Annotated in this window: 15 protein-coding genes; 9 read left to right on the forward strand and 6 right to left on the reverse strand. The window is 66.3% G+C overall.

Annotated elements, in window-relative coordinates; genetic code table 11:
• Window positions 1-28 precede the first annotated feature (28 nt).
• A complete protein-coding gene (locus BM244_RS18645) occupies window positions 29-1,036 on the reverse strand; it encodes a LacI family DNA-binding transcriptional regulator (RefSeq protein WP_093400431.1) in 1,008 nt (335 codons plus the stop codon).
• 125 nt (window positions 1,037-1,161) lie between these two features.
• On the opposite strand from BM244_RS18645, the gene BM244_RS18650 reads away from it, so the two are divergent.
• The 9 genes from BM244_RS18650 to BM244_RS18690 are packed head-to-tail and all read left to right on the forward strand — an operon-like array spanning window position 1,162 to window position 9,910.
• Window positions 1,162-2,406, forward strand: coding sequence for an MFS transporter (locus BM244_RS18650; RefSeq protein WP_093400432.1), 1,245 nt, complete (start codon window positions 1,162-1,164; stop codon window positions 2,404-2,406).
• A complete protein-coding gene (locus BM244_RS18655) occupies window positions 2,403-3,467 on the forward strand; it encodes a sugar phosphate isomerase/epimerase family protein (protein WP_093400433.1) in 1,065 nt (354 codons plus the stop codon). Before BM244_RS18650 ends, BM244_RS18655 begins: the two co-directional genes overlap by 4 nt.
• Complete coding sequence (locus BM244_RS18660; protein WP_217649163.1) at window positions 3,464-4,618, forward strand: Gfo/Idh/MocA family protein; 1,155 nt, start codon at window positions 3,464-3,466, stop codon at window positions 4,616-4,618. The genes BM244_RS18655 and BM244_RS18660 overlap by 4 nt, the downstream gene beginning before the upstream one ends.
• Window positions 4,615-5,001 carry a c-type cytochrome gene (locus BM244_RS18665; protein ID WP_093400435.1) on the forward strand — a complete coding sequence of 129 codons (387 nt, stop codon included), beginning with the start codon at window positions 4,615-4,617 and terminating at the stop codon, window positions 4,999-5,001. Before BM244_RS18660 ends, BM244_RS18665 begins: the two co-directional genes overlap by 4 nt.
• A gap of 13 nt (window positions 5,002-5,014) precedes the next feature.
• Window positions 5,015-5,926, forward strand: a complete 912-nt coding sequence (locus BM244_RS18670) for a hydroxypyruvate isomerase family protein (protein WP_093400436.1) — start codon at window positions 5,015-5,017, stop codon at window positions 5,924-5,926.
• A 26-nt stretch (window positions 5,927-5,952) separates the two neighbouring features.
• The gene (locus BM244_RS18675; RefSeq protein WP_368086094.1) at window positions 5,953-6,768 is read left to right on the forward strand and encodes a 3-keto-disaccharide hydrolase; all 816 of its coding nucleotides are present in this window, start codon (window positions 5,953-5,955) and stop codon (window positions 6,766-6,768) included.
• The gene (locus BM244_RS18680; RefSeq protein WP_093400438.1) at window positions 6,765-7,346 is read left to right on the forward strand and encodes a gluconate 2-dehydrogenase subunit 3 family protein; all 582 of its coding nucleotides are present in this window, start codon (window positions 6,765-6,767) and stop codon (window positions 7,344-7,346) included. The genes BM244_RS18675 and BM244_RS18680 overlap by 4 nt, the downstream gene beginning before the upstream one ends.
• Entirely contained in the window at window positions 7,343-8,176 is an 834-nt protein-coding gene (locus BM244_RS18685) for a sugar phosphate isomerase/epimerase family protein (protein WP_093400439.1), read from the forward strand. The genes BM244_RS18680 and BM244_RS18685 overlap by 4 nt, the downstream gene beginning before the upstream one ends.
• A gap of 54 nt (window positions 8,177-8,230) precedes the next feature.
• Window positions 8,231-9,910: a GMC oxidoreductase gene (locus tag BM244_RS18690; RefSeq protein ID WP_093400440.1), complete on the forward strand. Its 1,680-nt coding sequence runs from the start codon at window positions 8,231-8,233 to the stop codon at window positions 9,908-9,910.
• Window positions 9,911-9,993: 83 nt separating this feature from the next.
• On the opposite strand, the gene BM244_RS18695 is transcribed toward BM244_RS18690, so the two are convergent.
• The 5 genes from BM244_RS18695 to BM244_RS18715 are packed head-to-tail and all read right to left on the reverse strand — an operon-like array spanning window position 9,994 to window position 18,947.
• Window positions 9,994-12,495 carry a glycoside hydrolase family 31 protein gene (locus BM244_RS18695; RefSeq protein ID WP_093400441.1) on the reverse strand — a complete coding sequence of 834 codons (2,502 nt, stop codon included), beginning with the start codon at window positions 12,493-12,495 and terminating at the stop codon, window positions 9,994-9,996.
• Complete coding sequence (locus tag BM244_RS18700) at window positions 12,492-14,024, reverse strand: tryptophan halogenase family protein (protein WP_254784575.1); 1,533 nt, start codon at window positions 14,022-14,024, stop codon at window positions 12,492-12,494. The genes BM244_RS18695 and BM244_RS18700 overlap by 4 nt, the downstream gene beginning before the upstream one ends.
• The gene (locus tag BM244_RS18705) at window positions 14,021-15,634 is read right to left on the reverse strand and encodes an alpha-amylase family glycosyl hydrolase (protein WP_093400442.1); all 1,614 of its coding nucleotides are present in this window, start codon (window positions 15,632-15,634) and stop codon (window positions 14,021-14,023) included. The genes BM244_RS18700 and BM244_RS18705 overlap by 4 nt, the downstream gene beginning before the upstream one ends.
• Window positions 15,634-17,436, reverse strand: coding sequence for an alpha-amylase family glycosyl hydrolase (locus BM244_RS18710; protein ID WP_093400443.1), 1,803 nt, complete (start codon window positions 17,434-17,436; stop codon window positions 15,634-15,636). The genes BM244_RS18705 and BM244_RS18710 overlap by 1 nt, the downstream gene beginning before the upstream one ends.
• Window positions 17,433-18,947: a tryptophan halogenase family protein gene (locus BM244_RS18715; protein WP_093400444.1), complete on the reverse strand. Its 1,515-nt coding sequence runs from the start codon at window positions 18,945-18,947 to the stop codon at window positions 17,433-17,435. Before BM244_RS18715 ends, BM244_RS18710 begins: the two co-directional genes overlap by 4 nt.
• Window positions 18,948-19,012 lie beyond the last annotated feature (65 nt).

The raw sequence follows: 19,012 nt of genomic DNA on the forward strand, positions 1-19,012 counted from the left end.
TGCCTATCCCGGCTCGCGTGCATCATCGTCAACGGTCCGATCGGGGCCGGGCAGTGCTGTTGCGCATCACCAGTTCGTGCTGCAGCGTCACGTGCCGCGAGGGGCTCTCGATGCCGCGAAGGATGTCGACCAGCAGCTCCACGGTGCGACGGCCGATCATGCTCTTGGGCTGGGCGATCGTCGTTAGCGGCGGCTGGAAATAGCGCGCGAGCGGCAGGTCGTCGAAGCCGATCACGGAGACGTCGGTCGGGCACGACAGGCCGGCATCGCCGATCGCGCTGAGCGCGCCCATCGCCATCTCGTCGCTGAAGCAGAAGATCGCGGTCACGCCGTGCGCGAGCAGGTCGCGGGTGTGGTCGACGGCCGAGCCGGCGGAATAGTCGCCGATGCGGATGTGCAGGCTATCGCGGGCGCCAGCGCGGTTCGCGGCGTCGATTGCGCCAGCGAGGCGATCGCGGCTGATCGGGCTGATCTCGGGGCCGGTGACGATACCGATCCTGCGATGACCAAGGTCGATCAGATGCTCGACGGCGTCAGCGCTGGCGGTCGCGTTGTCGATGTGGACGCTCGGAACGCCCAGGTCCGGGCTGTATTCGCAGCCGTTGACGATCGGCGCCGCGGCGCCCTTGCGCGACAGCAGCGGCGCGAGACTGGCGGGCAGTCGGTGGCCGAGGAAGATTAGTCCGTCCACCTCGCGGCGGGAGAGCATGTCGGCATATTGATCCTCCACTTCGGGGTCATGTCGCGTGTCGCCGACGACGACCGAGTATCCTGCGTCCCTCGCCGCCTCCTCGGCACCGCGGATGACGCTCGCGAAAAACGCGTTGGAGATGTCGGGGACGGTCAGCAGGATCTTGGCGGCGCGCAACGTCCGCAGGCTGCGGGCTGCGACGTTGGGCGTGTAGCCGGAGGACCGGACCACCGCGAGCACGCGCAGCCGCGTCTCCTCGGACACCTGTTCGGGGCGGCTCAATACCCGCGAAACCGTGGCGGTGGAGACGCCCGAGAGTGCGGCCACTTCGATGATCGTCGGCATAGGGTCGTCATGGATCCGGTCGGAGGCAGTGTCGATATATATCCCATGTAATCCTTTACATTCGTTTCGTGCCTCCGTAGCCTCATGTCCGACAAGCAGGAAAACTGCGATCGGAGAGGTAGCGAATGGCTGTGACGAACGATGGATTTCAGCCCGCGCCTTCCGGTGGCGGCCTGCTGACCGGCCGCCTCAGCGCCATGATGTTCATGCAGTTCTTCGTCTGGGGCGCCTGGACTGTAACCCTTGGCCTCGTCATGCAGACGGTCGGGATCGGCAACCTCATCGGCAACGCCTTCTCGGTCGGGCCGATCGCGTCGATCGTCGGGTCGTTCCTCCTCGGCATGGCGGCGGCGCGCTATGTCAGCCCGCGGATGCTGATGGTGATCCTGCACCTTATCGGCGGCGTGCTGCTGTTCCTGCTCCCATCGCTGGTGACACCGGAGAATGGCCGGACCTTCGTCTGGCTGCTGCTCTGCTACATGATCCTCTACATGCCGACGGTCGGCCTCGCGAACACGATCGCGCTGAAGAGCTTTGGCGAGCGGACCGACAAGTTCCCGTTCGTCCGCGCGTTCGGTACGCTCGGCTGGATTACGGCGGGGCTGATCATCGGCTGGGCGGGGCTGTCCGCGAGCCCCGAGATCTTCCGTGTTGCGGCGGTCGTCTCGATCGCGTTGGGGCTCTACAGCATCACGTTGCCCAACGTCACGGCGGATGCGCCGCGCGACGAGAGCGTGCTCCGGCAGGTGTTCTGCGTCGAGGCGTTCGGTTTGCTGAAACAGCGCTCGTTCCTGATCTTCATGACCTGCGCGACGCTGATCTCGATCCCGCTGGCGATGTATTACGCCTATGCCTCGCCCTATGTCGGCGCGACCGGCATCCGCAACGTCGGCGGCACGCTTGCGATCGGCCAGATGTCCGAACTCGTGTTCATGTTCTCGATGCCGTGGCTGTACCGACGGTTCGGGGTTAAGCCGCTGCTGCTGGTAGGCATGGCGGCATGGGCGTTGCGCTATGCCTTGTTCGCGATCGGCGATGGCGGATCGTCGATCTGGGCGGTGTATCTCGGCGTTGCACTGCACGGCGTCTGCTATGATTTCTTCTTCGTCGCCGGCGCAATCTACACCGGCACGATCGCCACGCCGAAGGGTGTGAACGCGCAGGCGCAGGGCATGCTGACGCTGTTCACCTACGGTGTCGGCATGCTGCTCGGCTCGCAGATCGGCGCGCTGCTGTACGCGCAGTTGCCCGTCGCGCCGACAATCGCCGACTGGCAGCATATGTGGTGGTATCCCGCGATCGCCGCCGCGGTGATCGCGCTGCTGTTTCAGTTCACGTTCCGCGACGACACCAGGAAGGTCGCAGCATGACCGGCATGAAGGGCCCGGGGATTTTCCTCGCGCAGTTCCTTGGCGACGAAGCGCCGTTCGATACGCTCGACGGGCTGGCCGAATGGGCGGCCGGCCTCGGCTATGTCGGGGTCCAGATTCCGTGCAATGCGCAGTTGATCGACCTGAAGCTTGCCGCGGAGAGCAAGGACTATTGCGACGATCTTCGTGGAGGGCTGGCGAAGCACGGGATCGAAGTCACCGAATTGTCGACGCATCTGCAAGGGCAGCTGGTCGCCGTCCACCCAGCGTACGACACGCTGTTCGACGGTTTCGCGCCGCCCGAGGTCCGCGGCAAGCCTGCCGAGCGCCAGCTATGGGCGGTCGAGCAGGTCAAGCTGGCGGCGAAGGCCAGCGCCAATCTCGGGCTGTCGGCGCACGCGACGTTCTCGGGCGCGCTGGCATGGCCGTACGTGTATCCGTGGCCGCAACGCCCTGCCGGGCTGATCGAGGAGGCCTTCGCCGAACTCGCGCAGCGGTGGGTCCCGATCCTTGACGTGTTCGAGGACGCCGGCGTCGATTGCGCGTTCGAGGTGCATCCGGGTGAGGACGTCCATGACGGCGCGACCTGGGAACGATTCCTGGCCGCGGTCGACAACCACCCCCGTGCGCGTCTCCTGTTCGATCCGTCGCATTTCGTGTTGCAGCAGCTCGACTATCTCGACTTCATCGATCGGTATCACGACCGGATTTCGTGCTTCCACGTCAAGGATGCCGAGTTCAACCCGAACGGGCGCACCGGCGTCTATGGCGGCTACGAGAATTGGGTCGACCGCGCTGGCCGCTTCCGCTCGCTCGGCGACGGGCAAGTCGATTTCTCCGGCATCTTCAGCAAGATGGCGCAGTATGGCTATGACGGCTGGGCAGTGCTCGAATGGGAGTGCGCGCTGAAACGGTCCGATGATGGCGCCCGCGAAGGCGCGCCGTTTATCCGCGATCACATCATTCGCCTGACCGAACACCCGTTCGACGACTTCGCCGCCAGCGGCATCGATCGCGCCGCTATCCGCAAGCTGCTCGGCCTGTCGGAGCGGGAGGCATGACTCGGCTTCGTCTCGGCATGGCCGGCGGCGGGGAGGGGGCCTTTATAGGCGCCGTCCACCGGATGGCAGCCGCTCTCGACGGCGATTGGGACCTGGTGGCGGGTGCGTTCAGCACCGATGGCGGGCGGAATACGCGGACCGGCGAGCTCCTCGGACTAGATGCGCAGCGTGTCTATCCATCGCTCGATGCATTGATCGCGCACGAACGCACGTTGCCTGTGGACGAACGGATCAAGGCGCTCGCGATCGTTACGCCGAACCACCTACACGCCCCGATGGCGATTGCCGCGCTAAACGCCGGCTTTCACGTGTTCTGCGAAAAGCCGATGGCGATGAGCCTCGTCGAGGCCGAGGCGATCGCCGCAGCCGCCAAGGCGAGCGGCCGCCAGTTCGCGCTGGCGTTCACGTACAGCGGCTATCCGCTGATCGAAGAGGCACGCACACGGGTCGAACGCGGCGATCTCGGCGCGATCCGCCTAGTCCAAGTCGAATATCTGCAAGGCTGGCTCAGCCGACCGATCGACACCGACGGCAACAAGCAGGCCGAGTGGCGCACAGATCCTGCCCGCGCGGGGCTTGGCGGCTGTCTCGGTGACATCGGCACGCACGCGTTCCAGCTTGCCGAGCATGTGTCCGGCCTGTCGGTGGAGTCGGTCTCCGCGGACCTCACGACGCATGTCGAAGGCCGGCGGCTCGACGACGACGTCAGCGCATTGCTCCGGTTCGAGGGCGGCGCGCGTGGCGTGCTCAAGGCGAGCCAGGTGGCGGCAGGCGAGGAGAACGGTCTGAGGCTGCGTATTCACGGCGAACGCGGCGGGCTCGACTGGTCGCAGATGGAGCCCAACACGCTGACGCTCCGCTGGCTCGACCGCCCGACCGAGATCTTGCGGACCGGTGGGCCCGGCATGCTCGACGCCACCGCCCCGCTGGTGCGGACCCCGGCGGGTCATCCCGAGGGGTATATCGAAGCCTTCGCCAACCTCTACCGCGCGTTCGCCTCGGCGATCCGCGGCGATGACCGCAAGGACGGGGGCCGCTGGTTTCCGGGCGTGACCGACGGCTTGCGGACGATGCGGTTCATCGAGGCGGTGATCGCCAACGCCGGGTCGGACCGGAAATGGACATCAATGAATTCGGGAGACTCTGAATGAAGCTGCTCATGGCTTTGGTCGCGGGAAGCATCGCGGCGGTTGCGGCGGTCACGATATCCGTGCCTACCACCGCGCAATCGACTGCAACGTCGCCGCCGGCGTTCGCCGCGTGTCGCGCCTGTCACACCGTCGTGAAGGGGGGCCGCAACGGTATCGGCCCGAACCTGTACGGCGTGGTCGGCCGCGCCGCTGCGGCGACCCCCGGCTTCAACTATTCGGCAGCGATGAGGGCATCGAAGCTGCGCTGGGACGAGAAGACGCTGAACGAGTATCTCACGGCCCCCCAGAAGAAGGTGCCCGGAACGCGGATGCCGATCGCGACGCCGGATGCGGCCAAGCGCGCGGCGATCATCGCGTACCTCAAGGCCGAGGGCGCGAAGTGATCGCGCCGCTCGCATGACGTTGTCGCGCCGCACCTTGCTCGCCGCCGGAGCTGCCGCCTCGCTGGTCCCCGCCGGGATCGCCGCCCAGCGTCGCAGCAGCAACGCCGCACGGTTTTCGCTCGGCTACGCCCCACACGAAGGCAGCTTCGCGAGTCGGGGCGGCCGCATCGAGCAGATCGCCTACGCCGCCGACCAGGGCTTCACCGCGTGGGAGGACAACGAGGCGGCAACGCGGTCGGTGGCCGAGCAGGAGCAGATGGCCAAAGCGCTCACGCAGCGCGGCATGACGATGGGCGTGTTCGTCGCCAGCATGCCCAAATGGTCGCAGTCGCGGCCGCTACTCGGTGCCAATGACGGCGCCGAGCGCGAGGCGTTTCTCGCCGACATCCGCGCGTCGCTCGACGTCGCCAAGCGGCTGAACGCAACGCGGATGACCGTCGTCACCGGGTTCATGGACCCGAAGGTGCCGGTGGATATCCAGACCGCGCGCGTGATCGACGTGATGCGCCGCGCGGGCGATATCGTCGCGCCCTCGGGCACGGCGATGGTGATGGAGCCGCTCAACACGCGGACCAACCATCCCGGCGTCTACATGCAGACGATCTCGCAGGGCTATGCGGTCGCGCGTGGCGCCAACAGTCCAGCGGTGAAGATCCTCGCCGACCTGTATCACGAGCAGATCCAGTCGGGGAATCTGATCCCGACGCTCGACACATGCTGGAACGAGATCGGCTATATCCAGTTCGGCGACAATCCGGGCCGCAACGAGCCGTCGACCGGCGAGATCAACTTCGCCTCGATCGTGAAGTGGCTGAAGGCGCAGCGCTACACCGGCGTGATCGGCATGGAGCACGGCAACTCGATCGCCGGACGCGCGGGCGAGGATCGCCTGATCGCCGCGTACCGCGAAATCGACGCAGCATGAGGGGGATGAGGATGAAGACGGTGTTGATGGCGAGCGTCGTCACGGCGACGGCGCTGTTGGCTGTGGGGCCGGTGTCGGCGCAGGAGAAGCCCGGCTTCAAGGACACCCCGATGCTGCCCGGCGGCCAGTGGCACGTCCACGACGCCGACCGCCCCACGCCGATCGTGGTTGCGCCGGCCGCGACCCCCGGCGGTGCGCCCGCCGACGCGGTGGTATTGTTCGACGGCCGATCGCTCGACGCTTGGAAACCCGATCGCATCGCGTGGCCGATCGCCAACGGTGCGCTCACGATCCCCTCGCGGGCGAAGAGCGGCGGCGAGAACAACCTCGTCTCGAAGCAGAGTTTTGGCGACGTGCAGATGCACCTCGAATTCCGCTCGCCCAACCCGCCGACGAAAAGCTCGCAGGATCGCGGGAACAGCGGGATCTGGTTCATGCAGCGCTACGAACTGCAGATCCTCGATGGCTATCAGAACCCGACCTATGCCGATGGCACGGTCGGCGCAGTCTACGGATGGAAACCGCCGCTGGTGAACGCCGCGCGCCGTCCCGGCGAGTGGCAGACCTACGACATCGTGTTCGAACGCCCGCGCTTCGCCGCCGATGGCAGCCTGGTCCGCCCGGCTTACGTCACCGCGCTGCTCAACGGCGTGCTGGTCCAGAACCATCAGGCGATGCTCGGCACGACCATCTGGCGCAAGGTGGCGAGCTACGCGGCGCACGCCGATGCCGCGCCGATCCAGCTTCAGGATCACGACTCGCCGGTGTCGTTCCGCAACATCTGGGTCCGTCCGCTGACCGAAGCGGCGATCGCGCAGGATCTGAAGAAGGACGGTAAATGATCGACCGTAGAACTGCTCTCGCTGGCGTCGTCGCTATGTTCGGCACGACCTTGTATGCGCCGATCGCACGCGCCGCCGGGATCGCAGCAACACCCGGCGCGGCGGCAGGGATCCCCGTCATCAGCGAAGGCCCGCCGAGCGTCGCGGTCTTCACGGCCCCCCAGCGTGCGCTGATGACCGCGCTTAGCGAACGCGTGTTGCCGACCACCGATACGCCGGGCGCGATCGCCGCTGGGGTTCCGGCCTATATCGAAAAGCTGCTCGCCGACTGGGCCGAGCCCGCCGACCGCGTCCCGATCCTCGCCGGACTCGACGCGATCGAGGCACGCAGCCTGAAGGACTATAAAGTCCCCGGCGCAAAGGCGACTGCGGCACAGCACGACGCGCTGCTCACACTGGCGATGAATGATCAGATCCCGTCGGGCGGCGTCTTCTTCGAGGCGTTCCGACAGCTCGTCATCACCGGCTACTACACGTCGGAAATCGGCATGACGCAGGAGCGCGAGTATTTGCCGGTGCCGGGCGAGTATAACGGCCAGTTCCCCTATTCCCAGGTCAACAAGGTGTATTCCGCATGATCCTCAGCCGTAGAAACTTGCTTGCCGGCTCCGGCGCGGTCGCAGCCCTTGCGTTCATGCCCACCGCCTCTGCCGCGCAGTTGAAGGCGATCGGCCTGCAACTCTACACCATCCGCGACATCTTCTCGAAGGACCCGTTCGGCACGCTCGAGAAGGTCGCGAAGATCGGCTACCGCGAAGTCGAATTCGGCGGTGGCGGCTATGACGGCATGGACCACGCACAGCTGCGCCGGACGATGGACAAGCTCGGCCTGACCGCGCCGTCGGTGCATATCGGCTATGACGCGCTGCTCCAGCGGTTCGACCAGTCGGTAACGATGGCCAAGACGCTCGGCGCCACCACGGTCGTGCTGCCGTACATGACCGACGAGCATCGCAACGAGGCTGGCTGGGCCGCGGCGCTGCCGAACTTCAACCGGTTCGCCGCCGACCTGAAGAAGGTCGGGCTGGGCTTCGCGTATCACAACCATGACTTCGAGTTCACCACCAAGCCGGGCGGCGTCAGTCTCTACGAGCGGCTGTTGAAGGAGACCGATCCCGCGCTCGTGAAGCTCGAACTTGATCTCTACTGGGCACTGCATGCCGGCGAGAACCTGACGACGCTGATCGAGCGCCTGTCGCAGCGGATTTACGCCTACCACGTCAAGGACATGCGCCCCGATCGCAGCATGGCGGCGGTCGGTGCGGGCACGGTCGATTTCGCCGCGCTCTTCAAGCTGAAGGGCAGCGCCGGCGTCCGGCATTTCTATGTCGAGAACGATCAGGCCCCCGCGCCCTATCTACCCGACATCACCACGAGTTTCCGGACACTGCGCGCCATGCGTTTCTAACTGGCACGTTTCTAACCGGGCGCGTTTCCGACCGAGTATCGAGAGAGGAAGATCATGGCTGAGACCAACAGGTTCGACGCGATCGTAATAGGGTCCGGCGTCAGCGGCGGTTTCGCCGCCAAGGAATTGACCGAAAAGGGCCTTCGCGTCCTGATGCTCGACCGCGGCAAGATGGTCGAGCACGGCGAAGGTTATACCTATGACGGCAAACCCGCCTATGAAGTGCCGGCACGCAACATCATGCCCAAGGCGTTGCTCGACAGCGATTATTTCATCGCCAAGCACGGCTATGTCCAGCCCAGCAACCGCGAGTTCCACAATGACGACCGGCTGAACCCATACGCCTATGACGAGGGGAGCAAGTTCTACTGGATCCGGCCCGGCGCGGTCGGCGGCAAGTCGCTGATCTGGGGCCGCTGGTGCTTCCGATGGAGCGCGGAGGACTTCGAGGCGAACAAGCGCGACGGCCTCGATGGCGACTGGCCGATCCGCTATGACGACGTCGCGCCGTGGTACAGCTATGTCGAGAAATACATCGGCGTGTCGGGCTCGCGCGAGAACCTCGCATACCTGCCCGACAGCGAGTTTCAGCCGCCGATGCCGATGAACGTCGCCGAGAAATGGCTGAAGCAGGGGCTCGAGACCAAGTTTCCCGGCCGCAAGCTGATCAACACCCGGCTGTCGAACATGACCGAGGACAAGCCCGACCAGAACCGTACCAAGTGCCAGTTCCGCAACCAGTGCGGCAATGGCTGTTCGTTCGGCGCCTATTTCTCGACCCAGGCGGTAACGTTGCCCGCCGCCCGCGCGACCGGGCGCCTGACGCTCAAGTCGGACTCGGTCGTCACCAATCTGGTGTACGACGCGGCGCGCAAAAAGGTCACCGGCGTCCGCTATATCGATGCCAAGACCGGCAAGGCGGAAACCGTCGACGCCGATCTCGTCTTCCTCTGCGCCTCGGCGATCGCCTCGACGCAGATCATGCTCAACTCGCGCGCACCGGGCAGCGACCGCAGCTATTTCGACGAGAGCGGCACGCTCGGCCGCTATGTGATGGACCATATCTTCCGCGTCGGGATCGAGGGCGACATCCCCGGCATGGAGGAGTTCATCGAATTCGGCCGTCGTCCCGGCGGCGTCTACATCCCGCGCTTCCGCAATATCGGCGGCGACCAGGGCGTCGGCTTCAAGCGCGGCTATGGTTATCAGGGCAGCGCGTTCCGCAACCCTGCGGCCCCGGTCGGGTTCGGCGCGTCGATGAAGCAGGGCATGCGCAAATACGCGCCGTGGCGGTTCAGCATGGGCGCGTTCGGCGAATGCCTGCCCTATGCGGACAACAAGGTTTCGCTGCACGCGAGCAAGGTCGACCGGTACGGGGTGCCGCTGGTGCGCTTCGACGTCCGCTTCCGCGACAACGAGCTGAAGATGATGACCGACGCGCGCGCGCAGGGCGAGGCGATGCTCAAGGGTGCGGGCCTGACCAACGTGAAGAGCACCGAGAAGGAGCACGTCCCCGGCGACGCGATCCACGAGATGGGCGGCGCCCGCATGGGCCGCGACCCGCGCACGTCGGTGCTCAACGAATGGAGCCAGGCGCATGCGGCGTCGAACCTCTACGTCACTGACGGTGCGCAGATGGCATCGATCTCGTGCGTGAACCCGTCGCTGACCTTCATGGCGCTGACGGCCCGCGCTGCCGATCATGCGGTGAAATCGATGAAGGCACGAACCTGACTTCGATGTCCCGTCGCGTCTAGAACCGGATGTTCCAACGCCCCGTGGCGATGGAACATCCGGCAACCAGAGCGCCGAACCGATTACTGCGCCGAGGCCAGGCGCCCATCCAGGATGAGCGTGCTGGCCGAGGTCGGTGATACAAGTCGGATGGTCGCCGTCCTGGCTGCGGTATCCTGCGCGACTGCGACCTGCTTGCCCTTGAACCGTACAGTGCCGGTTCCGGTCCAGCCGTGAACGGTGACCTCCACGTTCCGCCACCAAGGCTTGAACTGACCTTCCGGCTTGGCGAAGTCGATCGACAACCCGGTCGGGGTGATCGTGCAGCGCACCGTCTGGCGGAAATAGCCGCGGCGCGTGTACGCCAGCGTGCGGCCGTCGTCCTCGTAGAGCGTGCCCAGGCAATCGGCGCCGGGATAGACGTCGAGCCGCAGCGGACCGTTCGGGGTTTCGCTCGTGCTCTGGACCAGTGGCTGGCGGGGCAGGATCGTGCCCGCGCGGACGAACACGGGCAGGCGATCGAGGCGCGGCGTTTCGGTCACACGGTCGCCGAGAGTGCGCGCGGTCGGCACGGCCTGCGTCGCGGACTGGATCGGGCCGGCGGCGGTGGGTTCGGGCGTGCCGACGCGCTGACCGGTCCAATAGTCGTACCAGCCGCCAGCGGGCAGGCACACGTCGTAGGTCTGCGGCGACTCCGGCTTGGGCGGTGGCGCGATCAGCAGCGACTTGCCGAGCGTGAACGCCATCGACTGGTCGCATGACGCATTCGCAGCGGCGGGATAATCATAGAACACCGGCCGCATGATCGGATCGCCGAACCGCGCATTCTGATCCGCCAGCGCGTAGAAATACGGCATCAGGCGATAGCGCTCCTCGATGAAGCGGCGGCGGATCGCGAGATGGTCGGGACCGTCGACCCAAGGCTCGACGCGCGGGGTGCCGGTCGCCGAATGGTTGCGGAACACCGGCGTGAACGCGCCGATCTCGGTCCAGCGCGTGAGCAGATCGGGGCTCGGGCCGCCTGCGAACCCGCTGACGTCGGCGGCGCTGTAGCCGAAGCCGGACAGGCCGAGGTTGATGATCTGCTGCACCGACAGCTTCAGGTGATCCCAGGTCGCGCTGTTGTCGCCGGTCCAGGTGACCGCATAACGCTGCCCGCCGGCATAGCTGGCACGGGTCATCACGAACGGGCGCTCGTCGGGGCGCAGCTTGAGCAGGCCGTCATACGTGGCGCGCGTGTTGAGCATGCCGTAGACGTTGTGCGCCTCGCGGTGATCGGTGATGCGTGCCGCGAAATCGTCGCTGTCGATGCGGTGGCGGGTGTCGAGCGGCATCGTCTTGGTCGGCGTCTCGAAGATCGCCGGCTCGTTCATGTCGTTCCAGAACCCTGCGATCCCGGCGTCGAGGAAGCCCTTATACTGCGTGCCCCACCAGGTCCGCGCGGCGGTCCTGGTGAAGTCGGGGAACACCGAGGGGCCGGGCCAGACCGGTGCGACATACGGAGTGCCGTCGGCGTTCTTGATGAACGCGTCGGCCTTCATCCCGCTCTGGTACGGCGCGTAGCCCTGCTCGACCGCCGCGATATGGAGGTCGGTGATCGCGACCAGGTTGATCCCGTCCGCCTTCATCTCGGTGGCGAGCTTGGGCAGGTCGGGGAAGGTCTTGGCGTCGGTGGTAAACGGCCGGTTGCGATCCTGATAGCCGATGTCGAGCCAGATGACGTCGGTCGGTACGCGGTCGCTGCGCAGGCGGGCGGCGATCTGGCGGACCTCGTCGGCGCTGCCGTAACTGTAGCGCGACTGCTGGTAGCCGAGCGCCCATTTCGGTGCGAGCGGGGCGTGGCCGGTGAGGTCGGCATAACGCCGCGTGACCTCCGCCATCGACGGCCCCGCGATAAAATAGTAATCGATCGGGCCGTCGGGGCCGCCGAACGAAAGCGTCTCGGCATCGCGGTGGCCGAAGTCGAACCAGGTGCGATACGTGTTGTCGAGGAGGATGCCGTAGCTGCCGCCCGCACCGCCGGTGCCGATGAAGAAGGGTATCGATTTGTAGATCGGGTCGTCTGCGCTGCTGAACCCGAACGCATCGGTGTTCCAGTCGACGAAGCCGTGCCCGCGCCGGTCGAGCCCCTGCGTCTTGTCGCCGAGGCCGTAGAAATGCTCGGCGATCGGCAGCGTCTTCGTGATCGTGAACGCCTTGCCGTCGGTCGCGACCGGAGCGGCGTCGGCGGAGATGATCTTGCCTTCGAGCGTCTCGAAGGTGATCGCGCCGCCGGCACCGACGCGAACGCGGACGCTGGCGGTGGCAAAGCCGTCGGGGGCGGCGGTGACGGCGACCTTCTGGTGACGGATCGCAGCGGGGACGGCCCAGCTGGCGTCTTCCGGGAACAGGCCGTTCTTGGCGACGCGGACGCGAATCAGACCGTCGGTCATTGCTGTGATCCGCGTTGCCGTCGTCCCGACCTGGACTTCGACGCCGTCGCGGCTCGGGGCCAGTTTGTGCGCTACGACGGCGCTCATCTGCGCCTGGACGGGTGCGCTGCAGATGGCGGCGGTGGCGGCGAGCAGGAGGGCGATGCGTTTCATACGTGGTCCTTGTGGTCCGCCGCGGCGCGGAGGCGAGAGGCGTGCGACCCGAAATTCGATGCGCAACGGGTTAGGAAATCGTCGATCTTCGGCAGGTCGATGGGATCGATGTCGGCGCCGGGCGGGATTAGCCGCGCGGCATCGGGGAAGGTGCCGTAGCCCGCGAACAGGCAGTGCCAGCTGATCGCCGAATAATAGCGGTCGAGCCCCGCGCGATCGATCGCGGCGACCATGTCCGCGCCGGTGAACCAGGTGGACATCAGCATCTTGAGGTCGTCGGACAGGGCGTCCACGCTGCGCGCTTCCGCCCAATAGCCGGTCGGATCGTCGTGGCGCTGGTTCAGCCGGTAGTGCGCGACGATGTAATCGCGGACGCCGTCGTAGCGCGCGGCGATGCGCGCGTTGAACGCGGTGCGGACCGCGCTTGTCGCGCCGCCCTGCTCGACCATGTCGAGGAACGCTTCGACGGTAGCGATGACGAGATGCAGTGCGGTCGCTTCGAGCGGCTCGAGGAAGCCTTGGGCAAGCCCGACGGCGAGTGCGTTGTGCGACCAGCTATCGCGAACGCGGCCGACGCGCATCTTGAGGTGGCGCGCTTCACCCGCCTCGCCGCCGATATTCGCGCGCAACTCCGCTTCGGCCTGTGCTTCGGTCAGGTGTCGGCTGGAATAGACATAGCCGTTGCCGTTGCGGCTGGTCAGCGGGATGTGCCACGCCCAGCCGGCCGACAGCGCGGTCGCGCGCGTCTGGCTGGGGATCGGTGCACCGGGGGCGTGCGCGGTCGGCATGACCACCGCGCGATCGTTGAACAGTGCGTCGACATAGCTGATGAACGGCATTTCCAGCGCGCTGAAGATCGTGCTGCGGAACCCGCTGGCATCGACGAAGACATCGCCGGCGATGCGTTCGCCGTTGGTATCTATCAGCGCGGCGACGTTGCCGAATTGGGTGCGCTCGACGCTGGCGATCCGGCGCTGGAGATGTACTACACCCAGCGTTTCTGTCGCATGCGCAGCGAGGAACACACCGACCTTGTACGCGTCGAAGTGATAGCCGTAGCTGACCTCGAACGGGAAGTTGTCGGCTGGCTGCGGCGCGCAGTGCGCTGCGGCCAGGCGGGCGGGGAGCAGGAATTGGTCGGGGTGCGCGTCGACATCGCGGCCGGTCCGCTTTGCCCGTGCGTTGTAGAAGAACTGCGGCACGGTGTGGCCGTCAAGCGCGGTGGGGAAGGGGTGGAAATAGCGCTCATACCCCTCGCGGTCCGACCAGCCTTCGAACCCGATCCCGAGCTTGTAGGTCGCATCGCACGCCGGCATCCACTCCGCCTCTGCGATGCCGAGCGTGTCGAAGAAATGCTTCAGCTGCGGCGTCGACCCTTCGCCGACGCCGACGATGCCGATCTCGGGGCTTTCGACCAACGTCACGCGCACCCCGCGATCCCGCCAGCGATGCGCGATCAGGCACGCGGTCATCCACCCGGCGGTGCCCCCGCCGAGGATGACGATGTGCTGGCCGAGCCCGTCGATCACCGTCGCAGCACCAGCCCGGACAGCGGCGGCAGCGTCGTCGTGTCGGCGCCGTCAGTCGCGAACAGCACGTCGCCATCGGTCGCGATGCCGGTCGGCCAATTGCGCGCGTCGTCGCCGAGATTGAACACGCAGAGCAGCGTCTCGTCGCCGGACTCCCGCTCGAACGCGATCACCGCATCGTCGCTGTGCACGATCCGCAGGCTCCCGAGCCGCAGCGCCGGATGCGCCTTCCGCGCGGCGATCAGCGCCCGTGTCCAGTGCAGCAGCGACGTCGCGTCCGCTTCCTGCGCATCGACCGCGATCGCGCGGTGATCCTCGCCGAACGGCAGCCAAGGCTCGGTGCTGCCGAACCCGAGATCGGGCGCCGCGCCGATCCACGGCATTGGCGTGCGGGCGCCGTCGCGCGACAAGGTCAGCGGCCAGTTCGCGATCGCCTCCGGATCGAGCAGGTCGTCGAACGCGATGTCGACCTGCGTCAGGCCCAGCTCCTCGCCCTGATACAGGAAGATGTTACCGCGCAACGCGACGAGCAGCAGGATCTTCATGCGCGCGAACGCCTCGCGCTGGTCGGGCGTGGTCCAGCGCGACACCGCGCGCGGCGCGTCGTGGTTCTCGAACGCCCAGCTCGGCCAGCCGAGACCCGGCGTGTCGGGCCAGTTGCCGACCGCATCGACGATCAGTTCGGGCGTCAGCCGGTCCGCATACAGGAAGTCGAACCCGTACGCGCTGTTGAGCCGGCCATTGCCGCCGGTGAACAGCTTCATCTCGCGGTCGCTGTCGTCGCCGCCGACTTCGGCCACGGTGAACCCGGCGCCATATTCGTCGAGCAGCGCGCGGATCCGCTCGATGAACCCGACGATGTCCGGATGGCTCTGGTTGTGCAGTTTCTGTTGGAAATCGAACGACCGCGTCCGCGCGCGATTGGTCGCGGGCGCGGGCGGATTGTCGGTCAGCGCGGGGTCGTGCATCGCGAAGTTGATCGCATCGAGGCGGAAGCCGTCGACGCCGCGATCGAGCCAGAACCGCGCCGTCGCGATCAGCTCGTCCTGCACCGCGGGATTATGCCCGTTGAGCTGCGGCTGGTCCTTCAGGAAATTGTGCATGTAATATTGCCCGCGCCTGGCATCCCAGGTCCAGGCGGGGCCGCCGAACACCGACTGCCAGTTCGACGGCGGCGTGCCGTCGGGCTTCGCATCCGCCCAGACATACCAGTCCGCCTTGTCGCCGCTGCGCGACGCGCGGCTCCGGCGGAACCAGTCATGCTCCTCCGACGTGTGCGAATAGACCTGATCGATGATGATCTTGAGCCCGAGCGCATGCGCGCGCGCGATCAATGCGTCGAAATCGGCGAGCGTGCCGAAGATCGGATCGACGTCGCGGTAATCCGACACGTCGTAGCCGAAATCCTTCATCGGCGATGTGAAGAACGGCGACAGCCACACCGCGTCGACGCCGAGGCTGGCGACATAGTCGAGATGCGCGGTGATACCCGGCAGGTCGCCGATCCCGTCGTCGTTCGAGTCCGCGAAACTCCGCGGATAGATCTGGTAGATCGTCGCGCCCTTCCACCATGGGTGGTCGGCAACGGACTCAGGCAATCGTGCAGGCATCAACGAGTCTCCGCGGCGCAGACGGCGTAGCCGAACGCGGGCAGGGTTATGGTGACACTGCCGGGGGCGGCAGCGCGAGGCGGGCATGTGCCAGCGAGTGTAGTGAAGCGCGTGGAGCCGGTCTCTACCTGTACCGACTGCGTTAGCGGCTTGGCCGACGTGTTGAACGCGAGCAGGGTTTCCACACCGGTCGTCGGATCGAAGCGCGAGACGGCGAGCAGTCCCGGCGTTTCGCTCCGGCTGCGGATGACCGTCCGGCCGCGTGTAAGTGCCGGATGCGTGACGCGCACCTTCGCCAGTTCGGCTATTTCGCGGAACAACGGATTGGTCTCGCCGAAGCTCTCGGTCGCGGTCGTCTTGGTCGTCCCGAGCAGGCGGTTGTCGTTATAGATCGCAACCTTCGACGCGAACATGTCCTCGCGCGCGTCCTGGTCGTTGCCGTCGCCGACGAAGCCCTGTTCGTCACCCGAATAGATCGTCGGCACACCGCGCAAGGTCAGCAGCATCGCGTTAGACAGCAGCACGCGCTTCAGCACTTCCTCGTCCAACGCGTGAGGGAACGCCTTCCGCACGTAGGTGGCGAAACGGCCATCGTCGTGGTTGCCGGTGAAGGTCGGCAGGATCGCCGCGGTGTCGGCGCCCTTCGCATACAGCACGTCACCGTCGAACAGCGCCTCGAACGCATCGGTGCCACGCGTGCCCGCGACCGTCTCGACCACCGCCTGGCGGAACGCGAAGTCTAGCACCGCGGGCAGCTTGTCGACGATGGTGTGCTGCGCGAGCACCGCCGGGCGGACCTCGTGGTCGGAGACCTCGCCGAAGATGTGGAAGTTCGGGATGCCGTTCGCCTGCGCTCGCGTCAGCATCGCGGGCACGAACTGCGCCCAGAATTCGGGGTTCACGTGCCGCGCGGTATCGATGCGGAAGCCGTCGACCTTGAACCGGTCGATCCACGATCCGAAGATGTCGATCATGCCGCTCACGACGCGCGGGTTCTCCGTCATCACGTCGTCGAGCCCCGAGAAGTCGCCCATCGTCGAACTCTCGTTCATGAAAGTCGTGTCGCCGCGATTATGGTAATAGATCGGGTCGTTGAGCCACGCCGGCACCTTCACGTTCCGCTCGGCGGCGGGCACGTACGGCGTGTAGGCATAGGTCGGATCGGTCAGCTTGGCGAAGTTCGCCGCGGTCTGGACACCATCTCCGACGAACCCCGGATTGATCGCCTTGCCGCCGACGCCGCCCTTGCGCTGGTACGGATACGACGCGCGATCGCGGTACGGGCAGGGCATGCCGACCGAGCACTCGCGGTACTGGATCACGTCGGCTGTGTGGTTGATGATGATGTCCATATACACCTTCATCCCGCGCGCGTGGGCCGCGTCGACGAAGGCGGTCATGTCGGCGTTGGTGCCGAGATGCGGGTCGACCTGCGTGAAGTCGGTGATCCAGTATCCGTGATAGCCAGCGGACTCGTGGCCCGGCGAACCCTGCACCGCCTTGTTCTTGAAGATCGGCCCGAGCCAGATCGCGGTCGCGCCGAGGTGCTGGATATAGTCGAGCCGCTTGGTCAGGCCCTTCAGGTCACCGCCGTGATAGAAGCCCTTCGCGGTCGGATCATAGCCGGTCTTGAGCCGATCGCCGGCGATCCCACCGCGATCGTTGGAGGGATCGGCGTTCTCGAACCGGTCGGGCAGGACGAAATAGATGACCTCGTCCTGCGGCGCACGCGCGCGGTAGTCGGCGGGCGGCGCGGCGGCCGCGCCGGACAGCGCGAGCAGGATGGCGGCGGGAATGCTCATGCGCCGAGCCCTGCCGGTGACGCGCAATGTTGCGCGACGAACGCGGCGTGATCCTGCATCTGGCCCGCCTCGCGCGCGTTCAGCTTGTCGATCGTGTCCATGAATTCCCCCAGGTCGCTCGTCGATATCGCGTCGGCCAGCGGGTGGTGGCCCGCCGGCATGATGCCTTGTCCCGCCAGCACCTGAAGCCAGCCGACTTCGGTGAACAGCTCCTCATGCTCCCGGACGATGTGTCCGTTGCCGCGCCACAGATCGATCTTCGCGGCGAGCGTGTCGGGAATGGCCATGTCGCGGCACTGCCGCCAGAACGGCGTGTCGTCGCGCGCCGTCGCCTTGTAGTGGAGGATGATGAAGTCGCGGATGCGTTCGTATTCGAAGTCGCTCTGGCGGTTGAACTCGGTGCGATCGGCCTCTGCAATGACGCGGCCCGGGAGCAGCTTCAGCAACCGCGAGATCGCCGACTGGATGAGGTGGATGCTGGTCGATTCAAGCGGTTCCATGAACCCGGCGGCGAGCCCGAGCGCGACGACGTTGCGGTTCCACATTTGCTTGCGCCGGCCGGTGCGGAACGGGATCGTCCGCGGATCGGCCATCGCCGGCGTGTCGAGTCCGGCCAGCAACGTCGCGGTCGCCTCGTCCTCGCTCAGATGCGCGCTCGAGAAGACGACGCCGTTACCGGTGCGATGCTGCAACGGGATCCGCCACTGCCAGCCGGCGGCATGCGCGGTCGAGCGCGTATACGGCGTGAACGCCTCGCTCCGCGCCGACGGCACCGCGATCGCGCGGTCGCACGGCAGCCAGTGCGTCCAGTCCTCGTACCCGGTGCCGAGCGCCTCCTCGATCAGCAGTCCGCGAAAGCCGGTGCAGTCGACATACAGGTCGGCGGCGACGGTCGTGCCGTTCTCTAGCACGAGTCCGGAGACATCGCCGCTCTCGCCGTCGCGCGTCACGCGGACGATCTTGCCCTCGATCCGGTTGACGCCGCGCGTTTCCGAATAGCGCCGCAGGTACCGCGCATAGAGCGCCGCATCGAAATGATAGGCGTACGGCATCGACGGCAGCGTCCGCGCGGTACGGGCAGGGCCACGCTGCATCCGCTCGGCAAGCGCCGCGTGTGTGTTAAGCGAATAGGCGCCAAGATCGCCGGCGAGCCCGAGCGACCGCGCGCGCAGCCAATATTGGTGGAACGGCAACAGGCCGACGTCCCGACCCACATCGCCGAACGCGTGCATGTAACGATGGCCCGGCTTGAACCAGTCGACGAACTCGATGCCGAGCTTGAACGTGCCGCCAGTCGCGCGGAGGAACGCGTCCTCGTCGAGCCCGAGCGCATCGTTGAACAAATGGATCTGCGGGATCGTCGCTTCGCCGACCCCGACCGTGCCGATCTCGTCGGACTCGATCAGGTCGATCTCGTATCCCGTCTCCAGGAACCGCGCGAAGGTCGCCGCCGCCATCCAGCCGGCCGTGCCGCCGCCGGCAATCACGATACGCAAAGGGTGATTGGCCATCGTCTGCGTCCCCGCTTCGAAACCGTCAGGTGCCGCCACTCCGGGGCAAATGCGGGGCGGCGTCA

Origin of the sequence: Sphingomonas sp. OK281 (assembly GCF_900115295.1) — a bacterium.
In the GTDB taxonomy this organism is placed as follows: Bacteria; Pseudomonadota; Alphaproteobacteria; order Sphingomonadales; family Sphingomonadaceae; genus Sphingomonas.

What these genes read in the sequence shown, in the direction of transcription:
- BM244_RS18645 (WP_093400431.1), bottom strand. Translation starts at nt 1,036, where the DNA reads ATGCCGACGATCATCGAAGTGGCCGCACTCTCGGGCGTCTCCACCGCC.
- BM244_RS18650 (WP_093400432.1), top strand. Translation starts at nt 1,162, where the DNA reads ATGGCTGTGACGAACGATGGATTTCAGCCCGCGCCTTCCGGTGGCGGC.
- BM244_RS18655 (WP_093400433.1), top strand. Translation starts at nt 2,403, where the DNA reads ATGACCGGCATGAAGGGCCCGGGGATTTTCCTCGCGCAGTTCCTTGGC.
- BM244_RS18660 (WP_217649163.1), top strand. Translation starts at nt 3,464, where the DNA reads ATGACTCGGCTTCGTCTCGGCATGGCCGGCGGCGGGGAGGGGGCCTTT.
- BM244_RS18665 (WP_093400435.1), top strand. Translation starts at nt 4,615, where the DNA reads ATGAAGCTGCTCATGGCTTTGGTCGCGGGAAGCATCGCGGCGGTTGCG.
- BM244_RS18670 (WP_093400436.1), top strand. Translation starts at nt 5,015, where the DNA reads ATGACGTTGTCGCGCCGCACCTTGCTCGCCGCCGGAGCTGCCGCCTCG.
- BM244_RS18675 (WP_368086094.1), top strand. Translation starts at nt 5,953, where the DNA reads ATGGCGAGCGTCGTCACGGCGACGGCGCTGTTGGCTGTGGGGCCGGTG.
- BM244_RS18680 (WP_093400438.1), top strand. Translation starts at nt 6,765, where the DNA reads ATGATCGACCGTAGAACTGCTCTCGCTGGCGTCGTCGCTATGTTCGGC.
- BM244_RS18685 (WP_093400439.1), top strand. Translation starts at nt 7,343, where the DNA reads ATGATCCTCAGCCGTAGAAACTTGCTTGCCGGCTCCGGCGCGGTCGCA.
- BM244_RS18690 (WP_093400440.1), top strand. Translation starts at nt 8,231, where the DNA reads ATGGCTGAGACCAACAGGTTCGACGCGATCGTAATAGGGTCCGGCGTC.
- BM244_RS18695 (WP_093400441.1), bottom strand. Translation starts at nt 12,495, where the DNA reads ATGAAACGCATCGCCCTCCTGCTCGCCGCCACCGCCGCCATCTGCAGC.
- BM244_RS18705 (WP_093400442.1), bottom strand. Translation starts at nt 15,634, where the DNA reads ATGCCTGCACGATTGCCTGAGTCCGTTGCCGACCACCCATGGTGGAAG.
- BM244_RS18710 (WP_093400443.1), bottom strand. Translation starts at nt 17,436, where the DNA reads ATGAGCATTCCCGCCGCCATCCTGCTCGCGCTGTCCGGCGCGGCCGCC.
- BM244_RS18715 (WP_093400444.1), bottom strand. Translation starts at nt 18,947, where the DNA reads ATGGCCAATCACCCTTTGCGTATCGTGATTGCCGGCGGCGGCACGGCC.